Source organism: Amycolatopsis sp. WAC 04182 (genome assembly GCF_003947465.1).
GTDB lineage: Bacteria > Actinomycetota > Actinomycetes > Mycobacteriales > Pseudonocardiaceae > Amycolatopsis.
On sequence record NZ_QHJJ01000001.1, the window covers coordinates 153,074 to 174,591 of the forward strand.

General features: G+C 69.6%; 23 protein-coding genes. 1 reads left to right on the plus strand and 22 read right to left on the minus strand.

Annotated elements, in window-relative coordinates:
- The first annotated feature begins 258 nt into the window (after positions 1-258).
- Positions 259-864, plus strand: a complete 606-nt coding sequence (locus tag DMH01_RS00660; protein ID WP_125673184.1) for a murein hydrolase activator EnvC — start codon at positions 259-261, stop codon at positions 862-864.
- A gap of 314 nt (positions 865-1,178) precedes the next feature.
- On the opposite strand, the gene DMH01_RS00665 is transcribed toward DMH01_RS00660, so the two are convergent.
- The 22 genes from DMH01_RS00665 to DMH01_RS00770 form a co-directional block, all read right to left on the minus strand.
- On the minus strand, positions 1,179-2,114 hold the full coding sequence (locus tag DMH01_RS00665) for a FliA/WhiG family RNA polymerase sigma factor (protein ID WP_199745322.1): 936 nt from the start codon (positions 2,112-2,114) through the stop codon (positions 1,179-1,181).
- Between the two features lie 20 nt (positions 2,115-2,134).
- The gene (locus DMH01_RS00670; RefSeq protein WP_125673186.1) at positions 2,135-3,130 is read right to left on the minus strand and encodes a tyrosine recombinase XerC; all 996 of its coding nucleotides are present in this window, start codon (positions 3,128-3,130) and stop codon (positions 2,135-2,137) included.
- 105 nt (positions 3,131-3,235) lie between these two features.
- Positions 3,236-4,375 carry a DNA-processing protein DprA gene (gene dprA / locus DMH01_RS00675; RefSeq protein ID WP_125673187.1) on the minus strand — a complete coding sequence of 380 codons (1,140 nt, stop codon included), beginning with the start codon at positions 4,373-4,375 and terminating at the stop codon, positions 3,236-3,238.
- On the minus strand, positions 4,372-5,883 hold the full coding sequence (locus DMH01_RS00680; RefSeq protein ID WP_125673188.1) for a YifB family Mg chelatase-like AAA ATPase: 1,512 nt from the start codon (positions 5,881-5,883) through the stop codon (positions 4,372-4,374). The genes dprA and DMH01_RS00680 overlap by 4 nt, the downstream gene beginning before the upstream one ends.
- The gene (locus tag DMH01_RS00685) at positions 5,884-6,270 is read right to left on the minus strand and encodes a YraN family protein (protein ID WP_125673189.1); all 387 of its coding nucleotides are present in this window, start codon (positions 6,268-6,270) and stop codon (positions 5,884-5,886) included.
- A gap of 232 nt (positions 6,271-6,502) precedes the next feature.
- On the minus strand, positions 6,503-6,826 hold the full coding sequence (locus DMH01_RS00690) for a DUF2469 domain-containing protein (RefSeq protein WP_003096226.1): 324 nt from the start codon (positions 6,824-6,826) through the stop codon (positions 6,503-6,505).
- Positions 6,823-7,602, minus strand: coding sequence for a ribonuclease HII (locus DMH01_RS00695; protein WP_125674267.1), 780 nt, complete (start codon positions 7,600-7,602; stop codon positions 6,823-6,825). Before DMH01_RS00695 ends, DMH01_RS00690 begins: the two co-directional genes overlap by 4 nt.
- Before the next feature lie 58 nt (positions 7,603-7,660).
- A complete protein-coding gene (lepB, locus tag DMH01_RS00700; RefSeq protein WP_125673190.1) occupies positions 7,661-8,611 on the minus strand; it encodes a signal peptidase I in 951 nt (316 codons plus the stop codon).
- A gap of 31 nt (positions 8,612-8,642) precedes the next feature.
- Positions 8,643-9,011 (minus strand): 50S ribosomal protein L19, encoded by a 369-nt coding sequence (gene rplS, locus DMH01_RS00705; protein WP_005154717.1) that lies wholly within the window; start codon positions 9,009-9,011, stop codon positions 8,643-8,645.
- Between the two features lie 183 nt (positions 9,012-9,194).
- Positions 9,195-9,959, minus strand: coding sequence for a tRNA (guanosine(37)-N1)-methyltransferase TrmD (gene trmD, locus DMH01_RS00710; protein WP_125673191.1), 765 nt, complete (start codon positions 9,957-9,959; stop codon positions 9,195-9,197).
- Positions 9,959-10,471 (minus strand): ribosome maturation factor RimM, encoded by a 513-nt coding sequence (gene rimM / locus DMH01_RS00715; protein ID WP_125673192.1) that lies wholly within the window; start codon positions 10,469-10,471, stop codon positions 9,959-9,961. Before rimM ends, trmD begins: the two co-directional genes overlap by 1 nt.
- A 16-nt stretch (positions 10,472-10,487) precedes the next feature.
- Positions 10,488-10,727: an RNA-binding protein gene (locus tag DMH01_RS00720; protein ID WP_003103110.1), complete on the minus strand. Its 240-nt coding sequence runs from the start codon at positions 10,725-10,727 to the stop codon at positions 10,488-10,490.
- Positions 10,724-11,170, minus strand: a complete 447-nt coding sequence (rpsP, locus tag DMH01_RS00725; RefSeq protein WP_005154724.1) for a 30S ribosomal protein S16 — start codon at positions 11,168-11,170, stop codon at positions 10,724-10,726. Before rpsP ends, DMH01_RS00720 begins: the two co-directional genes overlap by 4 nt.
- A gap of 157 nt (positions 11,171-11,327) precedes the next feature.
- Positions 11,328-12,143: a CPBP family intramembrane glutamic endopeptidase gene (locus tag DMH01_RS00730; RefSeq protein WP_125673193.1), complete on the minus strand. Its 816-nt coding sequence runs from the start codon at positions 12,141-12,143 to the stop codon at positions 11,328-11,330.
- A 57-nt stretch (positions 12,144-12,200) separates the two neighbouring features.
- On the minus strand, positions 12,201-12,950 hold the full coding sequence (locus DMH01_RS00735; RefSeq protein WP_125674268.1) for a CPBP family intramembrane glutamic endopeptidase: 750 nt from the start codon (positions 12,948-12,950) through the stop codon (positions 12,201-12,203).
- A 45-nt stretch (positions 12,951-12,995) separates the two neighbouring features.
- Positions 12,996-14,069, minus strand: coding sequence for an amidohydrolase family protein (locus tag DMH01_RS00740; protein ID WP_125673194.1), 1,074 nt, complete (start codon positions 14,067-14,069; stop codon positions 12,996-12,998).
- 3 nt (positions 14,070-14,072) lie between these two features.
- Positions 14,073-15,614 (minus strand): signal recognition particle protein, encoded by a 1,542-nt coding sequence (gene ffh, locus DMH01_RS00745; protein ID WP_125673195.1) that lies wholly within the window; start codon positions 15,612-15,614, stop codon positions 14,073-14,075.
- Positions 15,615-15,987: 373 nt separating this feature from the next.
- Positions 15,988-16,845 carry a Ku protein gene (locus DMH01_RS00750; RefSeq protein WP_125673196.1) on the minus strand — a complete coding sequence of 286 codons (858 nt, stop codon included), beginning with the start codon at positions 16,843-16,845 and terminating at the stop codon, positions 15,988-15,990.
- Positions 16,846-16,895: 50 nt separating this feature from the next.
- Positions 16,896-17,288 (minus strand): hypothetical protein, encoded by a 393-nt coding sequence (locus tag DMH01_RS00755; RefSeq protein ID WP_125673197.1) that lies wholly within the window; start codon positions 17,286-17,288, stop codon positions 16,896-16,898.
- A 99-nt stretch (positions 17,289-17,387) separates the two neighbouring features.
- Positions 17,388-19,703, minus strand: a complete 2,316-nt coding sequence (locus DMH01_RS00760) for a [protein-PII] uridylyltransferase (protein ID WP_125673198.1) — start codon at positions 19,701-19,703, stop codon at positions 17,388-17,390.
- Positions 19,704-19,712: 9 nt separating this feature from the next.
- On the minus strand, positions 19,713-20,051 hold the full coding sequence (locus tag DMH01_RS00765; protein WP_020630602.1) for a P-II family nitrogen regulator: 339 nt from the start codon (positions 20,049-20,051) through the stop codon (positions 19,713-19,715).
- A complete protein-coding gene (locus DMH01_RS00770; RefSeq protein ID WP_199745323.1) occupies positions 20,048-21,442 on the minus strand; it encodes an ammonium transporter in 1,395 nt (464 codons plus the stop codon). Before DMH01_RS00770 ends, DMH01_RS00765 begins: the two co-directional genes overlap by 4 nt.
- Between the last annotated feature and the right edge of the window lie 76 nt (positions 21,443-21,518).

Below are 21,518 nucleotides of genomic sequence, written 5' to 3' on the forward strand. Positions count from 1 at the left end.
GCGAAGTACCCCAGGGACCGCCGGGCCGTGTGCCCCCGGCTGTCCTGACCCTCCGTGAGGAGATCGGCCATCGGGAGCGCGCACGTGCACGCGAAGTCAGTCCGCTGCCGCGGACCGCGCAAAAGAGTCTACTCCCTGTCGCCACCGGGTACCGCACCGGCAGCCCCTGATGAGAGGGGTTGTCCACAACCGCCTCGGTTATCCACAGATTCCACCGGCGCGCCCCGCACGCCACGCCGGTACCCCAACCTCGAACACATGACATCCACGACTTCTTCCCGCCTCGTCACCAGGCATTCCTTCGCGATCGACCGCACCGGCGGCAGGCACCGCCGCCCAGGGCCCGCCCGGCGCCTTCCCCGCCTCGCGATCCTCGCGACCGTGCTCGCGATCCTCACGTCCGCGACGACGCCTGGGACGGCGAGAGGGGCGCCCTCTGCGCAGGGGCGCCTCTCCTGGCCCCTCTCGCCGACACCCAGCGTCACCAGGTACTTCGAGCCGCCCTCGACGCCGTACGGCCCCGGCCACCGGGGCGTCGACCTCGCCGCGCCACCGGGTGCGAACGTGCTCGCGGCTGCCGAGGGAGTGGTGATGTTCGCCGGCCAGGTCGCCGGCCGCGGAGTGGTGTCGATCGATCACGACGGAGGCCTGCGCACCACCTACCAACCGCTCGCCCCGACGGTCACCGCGGGTGATCAGGTCTACCGAGGCCAGGTGCTCGGCACGCTCGCGGCCGGCCACCCGGGCTGCCCGGAGCCGGCGTGCCTGCATTTCGGTGTCCGGCGGGGCGAGGAGTACGTCGACCCGCTCACGGTGATCGGCGAGCCGTCCGAGATTCGCCTCAAACCCTGGGAAGGAGACTGAGTGAGCGTTCCGGGAACGGCGGGTACCCGTGGCCCGCTGGGTCGCCCGGCTGGGTCTTGTGGCCCTGCTTCGTGGCCCCGGCCCAGTTTCGCCCAATGGCGCGATTCGCGTGGCTGGGGAGCAGACACGCCGGGACGGACTCCGCACCGGGTGATCCGGCTGGAGACACGTGTCGTCCATCCAGACACAGGTGTCGTCCGACTGGACACGCAGGGGCAGGGGCTCCGGTAGCGCATCAAGGTTCCGACGCAGGCCTCGGGTTTTCACAGCCAACCGGAGGCGACCCGACAGGTCCTCGCGGATCAGGACGACGGCTAGGCCTGCTCGACCAGCTTGGCCCGCAACCGCATGACAGCGCGGGTGTGCAGCTGGCTGACCCGCGACTCGGTGACGCCGAGGACCTTGCCGATCTCGGCGAGCGTCAGGCTTTCGAAGTAGTAGAGCCCGACCACGATCCGGTCGCGTTCGGTGAGCTGGGCGATCGCCTGCGCGAGCTGACGGCGGTTGTCCTGGTCGACCAGGACGGCCACCGGGTCGACGGCGCCGTCGTCGGGCAGGGTGTCGACCAGTGAGCCGCTGTCCTTGCCCGCGGCGACCAGGTCTTCCAAGGCGATGACGCTGGTCAGCTGCATCTGGCCGTAGAACTCGCGCAGATCGTCGACACTGATTTCGAGCTCGGCCGCGAGTTCGGCGTCGGTGGGAGTGCGGTTCAGCCTGGCGCCGAGACGTTCCAAGGCGCGTTCGGCTTCGCGAGCCTTGCTGCGCACCGCTCGGGGGACCCAGTCCTGGGAGCGGAGGTCGTCGAGGATCGCGCCCCGGATGCGCTGCATGGCGTAGGTCTCGAACCGCAGGCCCCTGGCGGGTTCGAACTTCTCGATCGCGTCGACCAGGCCGAAGATCCCGGACTGGATCAGGTCGCCGACGTCGACGTGGGTCGGCAGCCCGGTGCCCACCCGGCCGGCGACGTACTTGACGAGCGGGGCGTAGTGCAGCACGAGCCGGTCGCGCACGACCTGGTCCGGGGACTCGGTGAACTCACGCCACAGCGCCTGGATCCCGGCGTCCACTTCGTAGCCGGTCCGCGCTGCGGGCGCGACGGCAGGACCGTCCCCGCCGGGGCGGTGTTTCCCGGCGGCTTCGGTGACATGTGGGTCGGCGGTCATCGGGCCGCCGTTCTCAGCATGCGACTCAGCGTGGTCTCCGTGCTCGTGCGGATGCGCGTGCGCCGCCGGTTCGGGCCGCCGGGTCACCTGCCGAGTCCTCCCCGGCATCATCGGGCCCGGGGGTGCGCGCGGTCGTGGATCGCCTTCAGCCGATCGACGGTCACATGAGTGTAGAGCTGCGTTGTAGCCAGCGTAGCGTGACCAAGCAGTTCCTGAACGCTCCGAAGATCAGCGCCGCCTTCGAGCAGATGCGTGGCCGCGGAATGCCTCAGACCGTGCGGCCCCATGTCGCTCGCGCCCGGCACCGAACCGACGGCGTCGTGGACGACCCGGCGGGCCGTCCGCGGATCGAGCCTGCCTCCCCGTGCTCCGAGGAAGAGCGCCGCTTCCCCCGGTCCCTTCGTTTCGACGGCGAGCTTTCCCCTGCCCTCGTCCAGCCACGCCCGCAAGGCCGCTTCGGCGGGGACGCCGAACGGCACGACGCGCTCCTTGCCGCCCTTGCCCAGCACGAGCACGACCCGGCGGGAGAAGTCGACGTCACCCACATCCAGCCCGCACAGTTCCGAGACCCGCACACCGGTCGCGTAGAGCAGTTCCACGATGGCACTGTCCCGCAAAGCCACCGGGTCGCGCTGTTCGGCACCGGCGGCTGAGAAGCGCATGACGTCACTGGCCTGCTCCGCGCGGAGGACTCCGGGAAGCTTGCGGTGCGCGCGCGGCGCCACCAGCCGCCCGCCCGGGTCAGTCGCGAGTGCCCCGCCTCGGTGAGCCCACGCGGTGAAGGTGCGGGCCGCCGCCGCTCGCCTCGCCAACGTCGTCCGGCTTGCGCCCTCCTCGCGTTGCCGGGCGAGCCAACCGCGCAGTGTCCCGATGTCGAGATCGGAGAACCGGGCACCGTTCCCGTCCACGAACCCCAGCAGCGACACCACGTCACCGAGGTAGGCACGCACCGTGTGCGCGGACAGCCCGCGTTCGAGGGAGAGGTGCCGCTCGAAGTCGTCGATCAGCTTCCGGACAGGCTCCGGCAGCGCGGCACGGGCGGCGCGCAGATCGGGTCTGCGGGCGCGTTTCCCCGTGCCGTGGGGACCTTCGGTCGACGGCATGCCGATCACGCTGCGCGATGTACGGCGGATGGTCAAGTATCGCCGCACCCTGTTGCGGTGTCCGTGGTCGGATCGTGCCGGGATGGCGTCTCATGGGTAGGCCAGTCAGGTCTTGGCGGCCCGTCTTCGCCACCCTGTGTCACCCCTTTCCGCGAAGCCGTCGAGTTCGAGTGCCGGAAGCAGGGAACGGACACGTTCGACGGGGATGCCGGACTCGGCGGCGATCCGTTCCACGGGCCTCGCCGACCGATCGGACAGCGCGTCGTGCACTCGCAGCGCCTCAGGACCGAGCCGATCGGTGGGGCGGCGCGGTTTCGACGGATCCGCTCCCGCCGCGCCGAACCGTCCCGCAGTCTCGAGGATCTCGTCGACCGAGGTCACCAGCGTGGCCTCGCCTTCACGGATCAGCGCGTGACAGCCGGCGGACATCCCGGAAGACACCGGCCCCGGCATGGCCATCACGACCTTGCCGAGCGCTCCGGCCGTCGTCGCGGTGTTCCGCGCGCCGCTGCGCCTGCCTGCCTCGACCACGACGGTCCCTTCCGTGAGCGCCGCGATGAGCCTGTTCCGGACCAGGAAGCGATGCCTCGCGGGGGTGGTGCCCGGCGGGTACTCGCTGACCACCGCGCCGGTCTTCCCGATGGAGCGCAACAAGGTCGCGTGCTGGGCCGGATAACCGACGTCGACACCGCAGCCGAGCAAGGCGACTGTCGTTCCATCCGCGCTTAACGCGCCGCGGTGGGCCGCGCCGTCGATGCCGAACGCCGCCCCCGAGAACACCGGGATCCCCCGGCTCGCGAGGTGGTAGCCCGCCTCGGCCGCGTTGTGTTCGCCGTACCCGGTCGCCGCGCGGGCACCGACGATCGCGATCGCCTGGTCCACGGCCTCGTCGAGCTTCGCGGGGCCGCGTACCCACAGCGCCAGCGGTGGTGCCACGCCGGAAACGCCCCTGCTGTGGGCCACGGCCAGCGAAAGCAACGGCCAGGCCGGCCATTCGTCGTCCTCCGGGATGACGAGACGGGCCTCGCCTGCCTCAGCCCGCTCCAGATCCCGCTCGGCGTAGTCGTGTGCTCGCCGCGCGGCGGTCTCGTCGCGCACCTTCGGCGGGCACTCGGCGCTTCGCACTCGTTCCGCGGCGACGACGGGACCGAGTTCACCGACGAAATCGGCCAAGGCGGGTGCCGGCGGCTCGGCCACGCGCAGGAGATACGACCGGGCGACGCGTTCGGCGTCGAGTTCACTCATCCGGATGACCTCTCTCGGAAGTTCAGGGCAGCCGCGACCTCGTCCGCATCCGGCTTGTCTGCGCCCTTCAGATCGGCGAGCGTCCAAGCGATGCGAAGGCAGCGGTCGGCGCCGCGCGCGGTGATCGCGCCCCGCTCCAACGCTCGGTCCAGCAACGCCGTGACCTGCGGCGGCAGCGCGAACTCACGGCGCAGGGCCGGGCCGGGCACCTCCGCGTTCGTGAGCCAGCCTTGCTCCGCCCAGCGCTTTCCGGCTCGTTCGCGTGCCTCCAGCACTCGCTCGCGGACGGCCGCCGACGCTTCGGGCGGCTCGCTCAGGTGCGCGCTGAGCGCGGAAAGCGGGCGCAGCCGGACCCGCAAATCCACCCGATCGAGTAATGGCCCGGAGAGCCGGCTCAAGTAGCGCCTCCGCACGGTCGAGGAGCACGTGCAGTCGGCGTCCTTCGCCGGAGCGCAAGGGCAGGGATTCGTCGCCAGCACCAGTTGAAAACGTGCCGGGTACCGCACCGCGCCCTTGACCCTCGCGATCCGCACTTCGCCCTCTTCGAGCACCGTGCGCAGCGACTCCAGCCGCTCCGGGCCGAATTCGCACACCTCGTCGAGGAACAGGATTCCCCGGTGCGCCCGGCTGATCGCGCCGGGCACGGCGAGGCCGCTTCCCCCACCGATCAGGGCGGGCACGCTGATCGAGTGATGCGGCGCGACGAACGGCGGCACGGTGACGAGCGGCGCGGACTGCGAAAGCGAACCGTCGATCGAATGCACCGCTGTCACCTGCAACGACTCTTCGGAGGTCAGTCGCGGAAGGAGGCCGGGCAAACGCTTGGCAAGCATCGTTTTGCCTACCCCGGGAGGCCCGGTCATGAGCAGGTGATGCCCGCCCGCCGCGGCCACCTCCAGTGCCCACCGCGCTTCCGGCTGTCCCACGACGTCGGCGAGGTCGGGCACCCGCGGCGGCTCCTGGACGACGGACGGCTCGGGACGGGCGAGTTCCCCTTCGCTCTTGAGCCAGTCCACGAATTCCGTCAGCCGTGCCACCCCGCCGACCTCCAAGCCGTCCACGAGAGCGGCTTCGAACAGCGACTCGGCGGGGACGACGGCCGTCCGGTACCCGGCGTTGCGCGCCGCCAGCAGGCCCGGCAGGACCCCGCGGACCGCCCGCACCCGGCCGTCCAGGGCGAGTTCGCCGAGCAGCACGGTGTTCAGCAGTTTCGTGGCGGGAACCGATCCGGTCGCGGCCATGACCGCCGCCGCGATCCCCAGGTCGTAACCGGACCCCACCTTCGGCAGATTCGCCGGTGACAGGCCCAGGATCACCCGCTCGTCCGGCCAGGTCCGCCCCGAATTGCGGACGGCGGAGCGGACCCTGTCCTTGGCCTCTTTCAGCCCCGTGTCGGGCAGTCCGACCATCGTCACCTTCGGCGAGCCGCCGCCGATGTCGGCCTCGATCTCGATCATCCTGCCTTCGACGCCCAGCAACGCGACGGACCAGGCCCTCGCCAGTGCCATTCAGAACGCCGCCTTGATATGCCGCACCTTGGGCTTGGCGTCGGGCCGGGCGACGATCGCGATGATGTCGTAGCGAACCGGGCACCAGCGGAGCATGAACTGGCGCTGCCACTGGTATGCGAGACGGCGGATGCGGTCCGCCTTGTCCGGGGTCACCGCCTCGGCGGGCGTGCCGAAACCCACCCCGCTCCTTGTCTTCACCTCGCAGAAGACGAGGCGTTTGGTGTCGGTCGCGATGAGATCCAGTTCGCCGTCACGGCACCGCCAATTGCGGCTCAGGACGACATAGCCCGTCTTCTCCAGATGCCGGACCGCGAGTTCCTCGCCCCATTTGCCCAGCTCGATATGTGGTGCTCCGGCGGACGGCTGATCGGCCGTGCTCGTCATCTCGATCCCCCTCAGCGATCGTCACGGTGCGTGTGCGATCAACGCTGCCAGGGTGAGGGGGCGGCGGACAGACCCGATTTCGCCGCCTGTGGACAACCGGGGTGTTGTGGATGGTTCGGCCGTCGCGGAAGCTCACCGGCCGGAATCGTCGGTGGGGTGTGCTAAGCGCGCCGGAGATACGGGGAAGGCCCCCTTCAGGAGACGAAGGGGGCCTTCACGAACGTTGCGAAGATCAGCCGGAGAACGGCCCGTCTTCCGGCAGCCGGAGGTCCGGTTTGTCGAGTTCTTCGACGTTGACGTCCTTGAACGTGATGACCCGGACGTGCTTGACGAACCGCGCCGGCCGGTACATGTCCCAGACCCACGCGTCGGACATGCGGACCTCGAAGTACACCTCACCGCCACCGTCGCGCACCTGCACGTCGACGGCGTTGGCCAGATAGAACCGCCGCTCGGTCTCCACCACGTACGAGAATTGGCCGACTATGTCGCGATACTCGCGGTAAAGCGAGAGCTCCATCTCGGTCTCGTACTTCTCGAGATCCTCTGCGCTCATGAAATCCGCGCCCCTCCTCGCGATTTTGCTGCTGTTCCAGCGGCGGAGCGTTCATTGTTACCCACGTAAGGGCCGAGGGCACGTATCGGCACGCTCGGGTTTTCCAGCGCCGCGACGGTCAGCACCACCGGGTGAGGCGGCAGCGCGCGGTGCGCGGCGGCCGCGGTGGCCACGTTCGTGTACGACCAGCGATGGACCGGGCTCGGACCGTGAGTGTTCAGAGCCGCGCTGTGGTCGGTGGTGCTGTACCCCTTGTGCACGTCGAAACCGTAATGCGGGTGGACGTCGTGCAGGTCGCCCATGATCCGGTCCCGGGTGACCTTGGCCAGCACGGACGCCGCCGCCACACAGGCGACGGCCTTGTCCCCTTTGAGCACCGGGATGCTCGGGGCAGGCAGCCCGGACACGCGGAATCCGTCGGTCAGGACGTAGCCGGGCGTGGTCCGCAGCGCCGAGACGGCGCGCCGCATGCCTTCGAGGTTCATGACGTGGATGCCGAACAGGTCGATCTCGGCCGCCGGGACGACGATGACCGAGTAGTCGACGGCACGCTGGACGACCCGGTCGTACACCCGGTCGCGGGCCTTGGCCGTGAGCACCTTCGAGTCGGTGAGCTCGGGCAGGCGGGCGGCGTCACCCGGACGCAGGACGCAGGCGGCCACGACGAGCGGGCCGGCGCAAGCACCGCGCCCTGCCTCGTCGACTCCGGCGACGGGCCCGAGGCCCCGCCGGTCCAGCGCACCCTGCAACCCCCAGAAGAGGTCGCCACGCACCACTGCCCGCGGCGGCCGAAGCGGCTCGGCCGGTGTGAGCGGTACAGGAAATCTCAAGGCCTTACCGCCTCCGGTCGACCGCCTTGCGCACTCCGGCCGTCATCCGCCTGCCGAGGAAGAGCACGGGCCACGCCGAGGCGATGCCGACGCCGAGGGGAAGCCCCTGCTGCCAGGCGGGCGCACTGAGCGCCAGCGGCTGGGCGTTCGCCTGCGGGTTGTGGTCCGAAACGCCACCCCAGCGGCCGGGCGGGAGCACGATGATCCGCGCCTTCCCGATGATGTTCTCGACCGGGATCGCGCCGTTGACCCCGCCGCCGCCCTGGCGCCGTGAGTCGCTCGAGTTGTTGCGGTTGTCGCCCATCACCCAGACATAGCCGGCGGGCACCTTGACCGGAGCGAACGTGTCCTGGACGGGCTTGCCGCTCTCGTCCACGTTGGAACCCGGTTCCCAGTGGATGTACGGCTCGTCGAGCGCCTTGCCGTCCACGATCACCCGGTTCTGGGGATCGCAGCACTGCACCGTCTGCCCGGCGGTCGCGATGATCCGCTTGACGAAGTCACGCTCGTCCGGCGGCGCGAACCCGATCAGGGAACCCAGCGTGCGGAATCCGGTGACGAAGATGTTGCTGGACTCCGGCGTGTCGATCTCGCCGACCCAGGCGGGCGGTCCCTTGAAGACCACTACGTCGCCGGGGCCGGGATCGGTGAAGTCGTACGTGATCCGGTCGACCAGGATCCGGTCGCCCGTGCATCCCGCGCAGCCGTGCAGCGTGGTCTCCATCGATCCCGAGGGGATCATGTAGACCTTGGCGAGGAACTGCTGGATCAAGATCGTCAGCACGAGTGCGACGACTATCAGGATCGGCAGTTCCTTCCAGAACGACCGCTTCTTGTTGACCTTGCCGAATTTCTTGGATCCGGATCGGCCCCGTCGGGAGGCCCTGGTAGGGCGCTCCTCGTCGGGGCGATCGGGCTCGTCTTCGGAGGTGTTCTGGGACACGGGTTCGACCACGACGCCAGGTTACCTGTAACCGTGCGGCTACCTACTTGGCGGAGGTCGTCTCGCGGTTTTCGCGGCGTTCCTTGATCTTGGCGGCCTTGCCGCGCAGCTCGCGGAGGTAGTACAGCTTCGCCCGGCGGACGTCACCGCGCTTGAAGACCTCGACCTCGGCGATGTTCGGCGAGTGCACCGGGAAGGTGCGCTCCACGCCGATGCCGAACGACACCTTGCGGACCGTGAAGGTCTCGCGGATGCCGCCGCCCTGGCGACGCAGCACGACGCCCTGGAAGATCTGGTTGCGCTCGCGGTTGCCCTCGATGACGCGGACGTGAACCTTGAGCGTGTCGCCCGGTCGGAAGTCCGGGATGTCGGAACGCAGTGACTGCGCGTCCAGCGCGTCCAGGGTGTTCATCGGTGGTCCGTCCTCGTCTTCGTATGGCTTACGTGCAGCTTGGGCGCGCAGTGTCGGGCACTGCGACCTACCCGGGGGCTGATGGCGTTCCGGCGAACTTCGCGGCCTTGATACCCGGCTACGCAGGGCTTCAAGTTTCGCGCGTCCGCTCACGCCAACCTGTCAAGTATTGCAGACCAGGTCTCAGGCGTTCGACCCGGCCTGGCCGGTGTCCTCGTGCAACCGCTCGAGGACGCCGAGATCGTGCTTGTCGAGACTACCTTCCGGCAGTTGCCCGATCAGTTCGGGCCTGCGCCTCACGGTGCGTTCCAGTGCCTGGTCGCGGCGCCAGCGGTCGATCAGCGCGTGGTTTCCCGAGCGCAGGACGTCCGGCACGGCCAGGTCGCGCCAGACCTCCGGCCGGGTGTAGCTGGGGCCTTCGAGCAGGCCGTCGGAGAACGAGTCCTCTTCGGCGGAGCGCGCGTTGCCGAGGACTCCGGGCAGCAGCCGGACGACGGCCTCGACCATCACCAGTACCGCGGCCTCGCCGCCGACCAGCACGTAGTCGCCGATGGAGACCTCGTCGACGGGCATCCGCTTCGCGGCGTCGTCGATCACCCGCTGGTCGATGCCCTCGTAGCGGCCGCACGCGAACACCAGGTGTTCCTCGGCGGCGTACTGATGGGCCATGGCCTGGGTGAACGGCCGTCCGGCGGGGGTCGGGACCACGAGGCGGGTGTTCTCTCCGCAGACGTCGTCCAGGGCGGGGCCCCAGATCTGCGGCTTCATCACCATGCCGGGCCCGCCGCCGTACGGCGCGTCGTCGACGGCGCGGTGGACGTCGTGCGTCCAGTCCCGCAGGTCGTGCACGCCGACCTCGATGAGGCCGCGGTCGATCGCGCGCCCGAGCAGCGCGGCGCGGAGCGGGTCGAGGTATTCGGGGAAGATCGTGACTACGTCGAGGCGCATCAGGCGTCCAGCAGGCCTTCCGGCGGGTCGAGGACGACGCGGCCACCCGGGACGTCGACGGCCGGGACGATCGCCTTCACGAACGGCACCAGCACCTCGCGTCCGTCGTGCTCGATCGACAGCAATTCGCCGGCGGGCGAATGCACGATTTCGAGCACCTTGCCGAGGACCGTGCCGTCGGCGAGTTCGGCCCGGAGGCCTTCGAGTTCGTGGTCGTAGAACTCGTCGGGGTCTTCGGTCGGCGGCAGCGTCGAGGTGTCCGCGATCAGCAGCGCGCCGCGGAGGGTCTCCGCGACGTCCCTGGTCAGCACCTCTTCGAAACGCACCAGCAGCCGCCCGCTGTGTTCGCGGGCGGCTGCGATGGTGAGGTTTCTGCTGCTGCCGTCACGCAGCTTCGTCGTGACGGCCGAACCGACCGCGAACCGCTGTTCCGGCGAGTCCGTGCGCACGTCCACCGCGAGTTCCCCGCGGATTCCGTGCGCCTTGGCGATCCGGCCTACTACGACGTCCATCCCGTTGTGTCCTTGGTCAGCGATCGGTGTCGACGACGTCCACGCGGACGCCGCGGCCACCGATGCCGCCCATGACGGTGCGCAGGGCGGTCGCGGTACGACCGCCCCGGCCGATCACCTTGCCGAGATCGTCGGGGTGCACGTGCACCTCGAGCGTGCGGCCACGGCGGGTGGTCAGCAGCTCGACCCGGACCTCGTCCGGGTTGTCGACGATCCCGCGCACCAGGTGCTCGAGGGAGTCAGCGAGGAAGCTCACGCCTCGGCCTTGTCACCCTCGGCGGCCTCGGCCTTGTCGGCTTCGGCCTTCTTCGGGGCGGACTTCTTCTTCGGCGTGGTGGCCTCGGCGGAGGCCGAGTCACCGGCGGCGGCGAGCGCGGCGTTGAACAGGTCCTGCTTCGACGGCTTCGGCTCGGCGACCTTCAGGGTGCCCTCGGCGCCCGGCAGGCCCTTGAACTTCTGCCAGTCACCGGTGATCTCGAGGATGCGCTGGACCGGCTCGGTCGGCTGGGCACCGACGGACAGCCAGTGCTGAGCCCGCTCGGTGTCGACCTCGATGAAGCTCGGCTCTTCCTTGGGGTGGTACTTGCCGATCGTCTCGATGGCCTTGCCATCACGGCGGGTGCGCGCGTCGGCGACGATGATGCGGTAGTACGGCGCACGGATCTTGCCGAGACGCTGCAGCTTGATCTTGACGGCCACGGGTGTGGGTACTCCTCAGTTCTCTCTGATGCATGTGGAAGGCGCACGCCAGCCGAGTGGGGACACGGCTGCGCACACCCGAAGGGTGAGCTCGGGCGCGGTGAGAGGGTCCGGCCAAAGCAGGCAAGCGTACATTCTGCCAGACGCCGGCTGACTGTCAGAACGCGGCTATCCCGAGCGAGGCGAGCAGGATGGTCACGGCCGGGAGGAAGTTGTTCACCTGGTGGGCGACCACGCTGCCGAGCAGCCGTCCGGTGAACACCCTGGCCAGCCCGATCGGGATCGCGATCACCAGCAGCAACGTGGTGCGCAGCGGTTCGAGGTGGCTCGCCGCGAAAACGGCCGTGGAGACCAGGAAGGCCGCGATCCTCCCCCAGCGTTCGGTGCGCCAGGTGAGCCGTTCCACCGCGCCCCACAGGAGGCCGCGGTAGATGATCTCCTCGCAGATCGGCCCGACCAGCCACAGGTAGATGAACATGACCACGGCCGCCGAGACCGACATCCGCCGGTCCTCCACGAGCGCGCTGATCGCCGACGTCGCGTTCTCGTTGCCCACGACCTGCGTCCAGGCCCACGCGGCGAGCGAGGTGAACCCGAGCCCGAGCACCCCGAGCTTGAGGCCGACCTTGACGTCGGCCCAGCTCCAGCCGATCCGCAGGTCGATGACCGGGCCGTTGCCACGCAGGCGGGTGATCAGCAGCGCGACCCCGGCGGCGATCATCGTCGGCACCATCGTGCCGAGCAGCACCATGCGCATCGGCAGGGGCTGACCGGGCTGGACGTCGCCGAGCAGGACGCTGATGAACGCCGCCGACGCCAGCAGGACGGCTTCCACCAGGAGGAAGGCCCCGAATCCCCAGCGATGCGGCGGTGGCGTGTCGGGCGCGGCCACCTCACCTCCGGTAGTGACTTCTTCCGTCAGCTCGTCCGGCGCGGCCTCGGGGATCGGCTCCCTGGGCTGAGATACGGTCACGCCGGTCCTCCGGTGATCGTTCGGTTACTCAAAGACTCTAACCGCCTGGACCGGCGATCACCTCGCCGCGAAGAGCAATACAGCCGGTGGGAGGTTGTTGGCCGCGTGCGCGATGACGGACGCGCTCACCCGGCCGGAGAGATAACGGGCGAGACCGATGGCGATGCCCTGGCCGAACAACGCGATCGTGCGCGCGGCCTCCCCGTGCAACTGGGCGAACACCAGCGCGGTGACCAGCAGGATCACCCACGAGGGCAGGCGATGGAAGCCCATGGCGTTCCACAGCGTGCCGCGGAAGAGCAGTTCTTCGGTGACCGGGGCGGCGAAGACGACGATGACCGCGGCCAGCACCAGCCAGATCGTGTCCCCGTCGGTGGTGCCCGACAGTTCGGTGATCGGGCCGGGAGAAACGTCGGAGAAGGTCCTGTCGTCGCTGTCGGTCCCGTAGACGGCGAGCAGGAGCAGGTTGAGGAGGTAGCCGGCGGCGAGCGCGGCGGCCCCGCAGGCGAGCCCGATCCGGACGTCGCGCCAGGTGGGTTTGAGCCCGAAGTCCGTGCGGAGCCCCTGCCCCCAAACGCGTGAGCCGACCGCCGGGCCGAGACCGAGGACGAGGGTCGGCAGGAACGCCAGGATCAGCAGCGGGCCGACGTCACGCAGTTCGAGCGGGTCGTAGCCGCCGAAGCGGCCTGACATCAGGAAGCTCATGACGAGCGTGACGAGGTGGTATCCGGCGATGCCCGCGAAGAACGCTACGAAGCCCCAGTGCGCTCCGAGCACCAAACGCTCGCGAGCCTGCCCGTCGTCCACCACGCCTCCACGCTAAGTGCCGCTCCGGTCACCGGTGGAGTCGGGTCAGGCGTAGATCTTGCCACGCAGGACGATGTGGCTCGGATGGCGGAGTACCGCGAGATCCTCACGCGGATCGGACGGGTAGACGAGCAGATCGGCCGAAGCGCCGTCGACGATTCCCGGCACGCCGAGCCATTCTCGGGCCGCCCACGAAGCCGAAGCCAGCGCCTGTTCCGCGGACATGCCCGCCTTGTGCAGCGCCTCGATCTCGTCGACGAGCCTGCCGTGCTCGACCATGCCGCCCGCGTCGCTTCCGGCATACACCGCGACGCCCGCCTCGATCGCCGTCGAGACCATCTCCCCCACGCCGGCGTGCAATGCCCGCATGTGGTCGGCGTACACCGGGTATTTGCCCGCCTTGTCCGCGATACCCGGGAAGTTCTCGATGTTGATCAGGGTCGGCACGAGCGCGATCCCGCGTTCGGCGAGGACGTCCAGTTGGTCCGGGAGGAGTTCCGTGCCGTGTTCGAGGCAGTCGATCCCCGCGCCGATCAAACCGGGCAACGCGGCCTGGCCGAACACGTGCGCCGTCACCTTGGCGCCCTCGGCGTGCGCGACGGCGATGGCCTCGGCGAGGACGTCGTCGGGCCAGAGCGGCGCGAGATCGCCGGCCCCGCGGTCGATCCAGTCGCCGACGAGTTTGACCCAGCCGTCGCCGTCACGCGCTTGCTCGGCGACCGCCTTCGGCAGCTCGGAAGGGTCTTCGAGTTCGATGCCGAGGCCGGGGATGTAGCGCTTGCGCAGGGCGATATGCCGCCCTGCGCGGATGATCCGCGGCAGGTCGGCCCGCTCCTGCAACGGCCGGACGTCGATCGGCAGCCCGCAGTCGCGGATCAGCAGCGTCCCGGCGTCTCGATCGGTGATCGCCTGTTCGGCGGCCTCTTCCAGCGTGGTCGCGCCGCCGACGCCGATGCCGGGGTGACAGTGCGCGTCGACCAGCCCGGGCACCAGAAAGCCTTCCCGGACAACGGTTTCCGCTCCGGCGACCGGTTCGGTGGTGATCCGGCCACCGGTGACCCACAGCTCGCGGTGCTCGCCGTCCGGCAGGACGACGCCGGCCAGGTGCAGCGCCTCCACGGGCTACTTGTCCTTCGGCAGCTTGAACTTCTTCGGGTCGAACCCGGGTACGTCGTTCATGCCGCCGAGCTGGGAAAGGTCGGGCATCCCGCCACCGGCGCCGGGCATCCCGCCCGGAGGCAGCATCGGCATGCCGCCGGGGAAGCCGCCACGGACCTTGGGCTGCGTCGGGCCGCGCCCCTTGCCCTTCTTCCCCTTCTTGCCCTTGCGGTTCTTGCTACCGCCGCCTCCGCCGCCGAAGCCGAACCGGCCCGCCATCTGCGCCATCATCTTGCGCGCTTCGAAGAATCGGTTGACCAGGTCGTTGACGTCGCGGACGGCGACACCGGACCCCTTCGAGATCCGGACGCGGCGCGAGGCGTTGATGATCTTCGGGTCGGCCCGCTCGGCGGGGGTCATCCCGCGGATGATCGCCTGCAGTTTGTCGAGCTGCTTGTCGTCGACCTGCGCGAGCTGGTCCTTCATCTGCCCGGCGCCGGGCAGCATGCCGAGCAGGTTGCCGATCGGGCCCATCTTGCGGACCGCGAGCATCTGCTCGAGGAAGTCTTCGAGAGTGAGCTGGCCGCTGCCGAGCTTGGCCGCCGTCTGCTCGGCCTTCTCCTGGTCGAAGTGCTGCTCGGCCTGCTCGATGAGGCTGAGCACGTCGCCCATGCCGAGGATCCGGCTGGCCATCCGGTCCGGGTGGAAGAGGTCGAAGTCCTCGAGCTTCTCACCGTTGGAGGCGAACAGGATCGGCTGGCCGGTGACCTGGCGGACCGACAGCGCGGCACCACCGCGGGCGTCACCGTCGAGCTTGGTGAGCACGACACCGGTGAAGCCGACGCCGTCGCGGAACGCCTCGGCCGTGGTGACCGCGTCCTGACCGATCATCGCGTCGACGACGAACAGCGTCTCGTCCGGCGAAACGGCGTCGCGGATGTCCGCGGCCTGCTTCATCAGCTCTTCGTCGACGCCGAGACGGCCGGCGGTGTCGACCAGGACGATGTCGTGCTGGGCGCGCTTGGCCTCGTCGATGGCGCGGCGGGCGACGTCGACCGGGTCGCCGACGCCGTTCCCGGGCTCGGGCGCGAAGACCGCGACCCCGGCGCGCTCGCCGACGACCTGCAGCTGCGTGACCGCGTTGGGGCGCTGAAGGTCACACGCGACCAGCATCGGCGCGTGGCCCTGCTTCTTCAGCCACATCGCGAGCTTGCCCGCGAGCGTCGTCTTACCGGCACCCTGCAGACCCGCGAGCATGATGACCGTCGGCGGGTTCTTCGCGAACGTGAGCCGCCTGGTCTCGCCGCCGAGGATGGTGACGAGTTCCTCGTTGACGATCTTGATGACCTGCTGCGCCGGGTTCAGCGCGCCGTGCACCTCGGCGCCCTTGGCGCGCTCCTTGATCCGGGCGATGAAGTCCTTGACCACAGACAGCGCGACATCCGCCTCGAGCAGCGCGATACGGATCTCGCGCGCGGTGGCGTCGATGTCGGCGTCGGAGAGCCTGCCCTTGCGAGACAGGGTCTGCAGGGCGGACGTGAGCCGATCGGAGAGGGTGTCGAACACGGGTGTGCACGCTCCAGCTGGGTCGTTGTGGCTCGCCGGTACCAACCGGCGGCTTCCCAGGGTAGTCGGTGTCCGAGGTCAGCGTTTGACGCGGTTGCGCACAGCCAGCAGGGTCAGGCCGAGCAGCGCCGCAAACAGGGCTCCGGGACCGATCGCCCCTCGCAGACCGGTACCGGAGCCCCTACGGAAGGCTCGCCTCCCCGCGAGCCGACCGTAAGCACACTTGGCGAGCTTCGCGGGACTCGGTATCGCCGGACCCCCAGTACCAGGCGATTCGCTGCCCGCGCTCTCTCCGCGCGATGGCATAACCTTGCCCGGTCACCCTGGGGTCACGGCAGCGTGAAGACCCCCAACTCCCCCTGAGTAGATCTACTCAACTGGTCTTGGCCGACGACGCCGACGACGTCGACGACGCAGCCCGCTTCGCCCGCGTCCGCGCCTGGCGCGCCTTGTCCGCCGCTTCCTTGGCTTTCTCGACCGGCCTCTGCTGCAAGGCAGCCAGCAGCCGCGTCACGCCTTCGGCCTGTTCGGCGGCGGTCGGCTGGAGGACGTCGTCGCCGTCCAGCTTGGCCTGGATGAGCGCTTCGAGCGCTTCGCGGTAGTGGTCGGTGTACCCGCCGGGGTCGAAATCCTGGGTGAGGTCCTCGATCAGCGAAACCGCGTTCCGCAGTTCCCCGCGCCGCAGGTCGACGTCCTCGTGCAGGAACGGGAAATCGGGCCGCCGGATCTCGTCGGGCCACAGCATCGTCTCGAGCAGGATCACCTGGTCCCGCACGCGCAGCGCGCCCAGTGTTTCGCGCTGCCGCAGGGTCACCTTCACGATCGCGATCCGCCCGGACTGCTGCAGCGCCTCGCTCAACAGCACGTACGGCTTGGTGCCGGCGGGCTCCGGTTCGAGGTAGTAGCTGCGCGCGAAGTACATCGGGTCGACCTGCTCGGCGGGGGTGAAGGCGACGACGTCCATCGACTGGGTGGTCGGCGGGAGCAGCGACGCGAAGTCCCCGGAGGTCAGCAGGACGACGTCGCCGTTGGGGACGGGGTAGCCCTTGGCGATCTCGGCCGCGGGCACCTCGGCGCCGTCGACCTCGCAGACCCACTTCACCCGCACCCGGCCGCCGTCGGGCTCGTGCACCTGATGGAGGGGGACGTTGTGCTCTTCGGTCGCGCTGTACGCCTTCACCGGAATGGCGTAGGTACCGAATCCGATCGTGCCTTTCCACACCGCTCGCATGGCCCACCTCCGCCTGGTCAGCGTATCCACGCGCCGAAGGGGCGGGACAGCTACAAACGGGTGTCAGGGGCGACCGATTCGCTCACACATTCGAATGACGGGCGCGACTCCGCCAGCGCATCCGCCGAACAGTCGACAGCGGTGGCCGCCGCACGGAGCACTTCGGCGACGACCTCGACGTCGACCATCGGGGCGGTGGCCAGCGCGCCTTCCCCTCCCCCTTCGACCCGGCCGGCCATGCCTTCGAGCGCGATGGCGAGGGCATGCTGCCCAGCGACGAGGTGCCGGACCACTTTGAGCAGTTCGGGCACGGTCGCGGCGGTACCGGACGCGGTGAGGGAGACGGCGAGATCGTCCGCGCACGCGCGGAGGTGGGAGGCCACGACCGTCGGCGGAAGCGTGACACGTTGTGGACCGGGCGAGTCCTGCTCGTGGTCGAGCACGTGCTCACCGCCCCTCCGGCTCCTTCGGGTCTCGACCGCGCACATCCTGCCACCGCTACCCTCCGCGATTCGCGCGACACCCCGATCCGGCCCGCGGGGTCAGGAAGCGGCGGCCAGCAGCGCGGCTTCGATCTTCGACCGCCACTGCTGGTCGACGCGGCCCGTCCGCGGCGCGACGGCGAACGAGTCGACGACGGCGCCACCGAGCGTGGCCACCTTCGCCCAGCGCACCTCGGCCTCGCACCGGCGCAGCGCCCCCGCGACCCGGTACAGCAGCCCGATCCGGTTCGCGGCCCGCAGTTCGACCACGACCGTGTCGTGCCCGCTGGTCTCGTCGTCGAACCAGATCACCTTCGCCCCGGCCGACGGCGTCTCCCCTCCGCCGTAGTCCCGTTCCTTGGCCGCGAGCCGCTGGGTGAGCGGCAGCGTCCCGGCCACCGCCCGCGCGAACTGTTCACGCAGCAGGGTGACGTCGGGCAGCGAGCCGAACTTCGGCGACGCCGTGAACACGCCCGCCCGTCCCCCGTCGTGCCCGCGCAGCACCGCCGCGTGGACCTCGAGCGAGTTCAGCGCGAGCACCCCGGCCGCGGGAGCCAGCAGTTCGGCGCGCGCCGGGACCGCCAGCACCACGGTCACGACCTTGCCGGCGGCGGTGATGCGCACTTCGCCACGGCCGGACGCGACGGCTTCGGCGACGAGTTCCCGCTGTTCGGCACCCATCGGCTCCGGCGGCACGAAACCCTTGCCGTGCAACGCTTCTTCGCAACCGGACACGAGTTCGGCGAGCAGCCGCGCCTTCCAGTCCGTCCACACACCGGGCCCGGTGGCCAGCGAATCGGCCGTCGTCAGGGCGTGCAGCAGTTCCAGCAGGACGAGGTTCTCGTCGAGTGTCTTCGTCACGCGCTGGATCGTGGCGGGATCGCTGATGTCGCGCCGCGTCGCGGTGTGCGGCAGCAGCAGATGATGCCGGACCATCGCCGCGACCAGCGCCGAATCGGCGTCCGACAGCCCGAGCCGGGCCGCCACCTGTGCGCTGATCTTCGCGCCGAGTTCGGAATGGTCCGCGTCGCGGCCCTTGCCGATGTCGTGCAGCAGCGCGCCGATCAGCAGCAGATCCGGCCGCGAAACGGTGGTCGTCAGTTTCGACGCCTCGACCGCGGCACGCACGAGATGCCGGTCGACGGTCCAGGAGTGCACCGGCGACCTCGGCGGGAGATCCCGCACCGCCCCCCATTCGGGGAACAAGCGCGCCCACAGGCCTGTGCGGTCCAGCGCCTCCACGGCGTCGACGAGTCCTTCGCCGGCGCCGAGCATTTCCACCAGCGCCTTGAGGGCGTCGGCGGGCCAAGGTGCGCGCAGCTCAGGCGCCGTTTCGGCGAGGGCCCGCAGGGTCCCGTGCGCGATGGGCTTCCGGATCCGCGCCGACGCCGCGGCCACCCGCAGCAGCAGGGCGGGATCCTTGGCGGGCACCGCGTCCCGCGCCAGCGCGACCTCGTTCCCGTGCAGGACGACCCCCTCGTCGAGCGGCGTCCGCGCCGGCCGCCGGCCGAACCGCGCCTTGGGCGGTTCCACAGTGGACCGGAGCGCGACGTCCACCGCGTACGCGATCGTCCGCCCGACACCGGAAAGCTTGCGCGCCAACGTGAACCGGTCGCCGAACCCCAGCTCGCCCGCGACCGTCTCGGCCTCCGGCGCGCTGAGGATGTCCCGCTCCCGGCGGAGTTCCCGACGCAGTTCCGTCCGGACGTCGAGCAGCAGGCTCTTGGCCGCCAGCAGTTCCTCGCCGGGTCTCGCCGTCAGCTGTGCCGCCGCCAGCGCTTCCAAGACCGCGAAGTCGCGAAGCCCGCCCCGGCCGTGTTTGAGATCCGGCTCGGCGGACTGGGCGATCTCGCCACTTCGGGCCCAGCGCTGACGCACCGCGTCCGCCAGTTCGTCCATCCGTTTCCGGGCGGTCCGCCGCCACTGGTCCCGTGCCGCCACCGCCAGCCTCGCGGTGATCTCGGCGTCCCCGGAGATGTGGCGGATGTCGAGCAACCCCATCGCGGTCCGCAGATCCTCGGACGCCACCTTCAGCGCCTCACCCGGAGTGCGCACCGAGTGGTCGAGGCCGATCTTGGCGTCCCACAACGGGTACCAGATCGCGTCGGCGATCTCGCCGACCCGTGAGTTCCCGTTGTGCAGCAACAAAAGATCGAGATCGGAGAAGGGCACCAGCTCGCTGCGCCCCAGGCCGCCGACGGCGGCCAGCGCGACACCGGGTTCAGCGGTGTCGACGCCGGCCGCCGAAGCGCCCTTGCCCAACCAGAATTCGTAGAGGTCGACCAGGGCCGCCCGCAACGCGGTCGCCCCCAGCCTCCCGTGCCTGCCCTCGAGCAACCGCTCGGTGGCCTTGACCAGTTCACCCCCGTCGGCCATCCGTGACGCCTATAGGGCGTCCGAGCCGCGCTCACCGGTGCGTACCCGGATGACCGTCTCCACCGGCGTCACCCAGATCTTGCCGTCACCGATCTTGCCGGTGTGGGCGGCCGTGGTGATCGCGTCGAGCACCTTCTCGACGTTGGAATCGTCGGTGACGACCTCGACCCTCAGCTTCGCCACGAAGTCCACGGAGTACTCCGCACCCCGGTAGACCTCGGTGTGGCCCTTCTGCCTGCCGTAGCCCTGCACCTCGCTGACCGTCATGCCGAGCACGCCCAGCTGCTCCAGCGCGGAGCGGACGTCGTCGAGCGTGAACGGCTTCACGATCGCGGTGATCAGCTTCATGCCTTGCTCTCCTCGAGTTTCGTGGCCGCGTTTCCGGTGGACGACTTGACCGGGATGGAGCTCGGCTGGCCGAGGCCGCCGCCCGATCCGGTGAAGTCGTACGCGCTCTCCGCGTGCTGGGCCTCATCGATACCACTGACCTCGTCCTCCGCGCTGACGCGGAACCCGCCGAGCTTCTTGATCACCCAGCCGATGATGAAGGTGAGCACGAACGAGTAGCCGAGGACGACGGCCGCCGCGAGCGCCTGCTTGCCCAGCTGGCCGAGACCACCGCCGTAGAACAGGCCGTCGACGCCGAGCGAGTTGACGCTGGTGGTGCCGAAGAAGCCGATGAGCAGCGTGCCGACGAGACCACCCACGAGGTGGACACCGACGACGTCGAGGGAGTCGTCGAAACCGAAGCGGAACTTGAGGCTGATCGCCAGCGCGCACAGGGCACCGGCGATGAGACCGATGGCGATCGCGCCCAGCGGGCTGACGAAACCGGCCGCCGGGGTGATCGCGACGAGGCCCGCGACGGCACCGGAGGCGGCGCCGAGGGTGGTCGGCTTGCCGATCTTGATCTGCTCGATGATCAGCCAGCCGAGGATGGCGGCGGCGGTCGCGACGGTGGTGTTGGTGAACGCGACGGCGGCGAGGTCGTTGGCGGCCAGCGACGAACCGGCGTTGAAGCCGTACCAGCCGAACCACAGCAGCGCGGCACCCAGCAGCACGAACGGGACGTTGTGCGGACGTCCGGTGCCCTTCGGCCAGCCCTTGCGCTTGCCGAGCACGATCGCCAGCGCCAGGCCCGCCGCACCGGCGTTGATGTGGACGGCGGTCCCACCGGCGAAGTCGAGCGCCTTGAGCTGGTTGGCGATCCAGCCGCCGACCGAATCGGCGCCGATGAAGCCGTTGAACGAGAACACCCAGTGCGCCACCGGGAAGTACACGATGGTCACCCACACCGCGACGAACAGCGTCCAGCCCCAGAACTTGGCGCGGTCGGCGATGGCACCGGAGATCAGCGCGGGCGTGATGATCGCGAACATCAGCTGGAACATCACGAAGGCGAACAACGGCAGCGCGTCCGCACCGGGCCAGGCGACCTCGGGCGCGGTGTCGGTGGCGGCGGTCGCGAACCCGGCGAGTTTGCCGGAGATGTTCGAGAGACCGGCGAAGTCGAAGTTACCGAGCAATCCTCCGCCGATGTCGTTGCCGAACGCCATCGTGAAGCCGTACAGCGTCCAGAGGACACCGACTACGGCGAGCGCGATGAAGTTCATCATCAACATGTTCAGGACGCTCTTCGCGCGGACCATGCCGCCGTAGAAGAACGCCAGTCCCGGTGTCATGAGCATGACCAGCGCGGCGCTGATCAACACCCATGCGGTGTCTCCTGCGTTCAGCACAATCTTCCTCCCGTGCCTGGGGTGTACTGCGCAGGAATCTTTGGACCGCGGTGTTTCCTCGGGCGGCGATTAAGGT

Bases quoted from the DNA above. Each gene is read 5' to 3' on its own strand.
- DMH01_RS00660 (WP_125673184.1), top strand. From the start codon at position 259: ATGACATCCACGACTTCTTCCCGCCTCGTCACCAGGCATTCCTTCGCG.
- DMH01_RS00670 (WP_125673186.1), bottom strand. From the start codon at position 3,130: ATGCCGTCGACCGAAGGTCCCCACGGCACGGGGAAACGCGCCCGCAGA.
- dprA (WP_125673187.1), bottom strand. From the start codon at position 4,375: ATGAGTGAACTCGACGCCGAACGCGTCGCCCGGTCGTATCTCCTGCGC.
- DMH01_RS00680 (WP_125673188.1), bottom strand. From the start codon at position 5,883: ATGGCACTGGCGAGGGCCTGGTCCGTCGCGTTGCTGGGCGTCGAAGGC.
- DMH01_RS00685 (WP_125673189.1), bottom strand. From the start codon at position 6,270: ATGACGAGCACGGCCGATCAGCCGTCCGCCGGAGCACCACATATCGAG.
- DMH01_RS00690 (WP_003096226.1), bottom strand. From the start codon at position 6,826: ATGAGCGCAGAGGATCTCGAGAAGTACGAGACCGAGATGGAGCTCTCG.
- rplS (WP_005154717.1), bottom strand. From the start codon at position 9,011: ATGAACACCCTGGACGCGCTGGACGCGCAGTCACTGCGTTCCGACATC.
- trmD (WP_125673191.1), bottom strand. From the start codon at position 9,959: ATGCGCCTCGACGTAGTCACGATCTTCCCCGAATACCTCGACCCGCTC.
- rimM (WP_125673192.1), bottom strand. From the start codon at position 10,471: ATGGACGTCGTAGTAGGCCGGATCGCCAAGGCGCACGGAATCCGCGGG.
- DMH01_RS00750 (WP_125673196.1), bottom strand. From the start codon at position 16,845: ATGCGAGCGGTGTGGAAAGGCACGATCGGATTCGGTACCTACGCCATT.
- DMH01_RS00760 (WP_125673198.1), bottom strand. From the start codon at position 19,703: ATGGCCGACGGGGGTGAACTGGTCAAGGCCACCGAGCGGTTGCTCGAG.
- DMH01_RS00765 (WP_020630602.1), bottom strand. From the start codon at position 20,051: ATGAAGCTGATCACCGCGATCGTGAAGCCGTTCACGCTCGACGACGTC.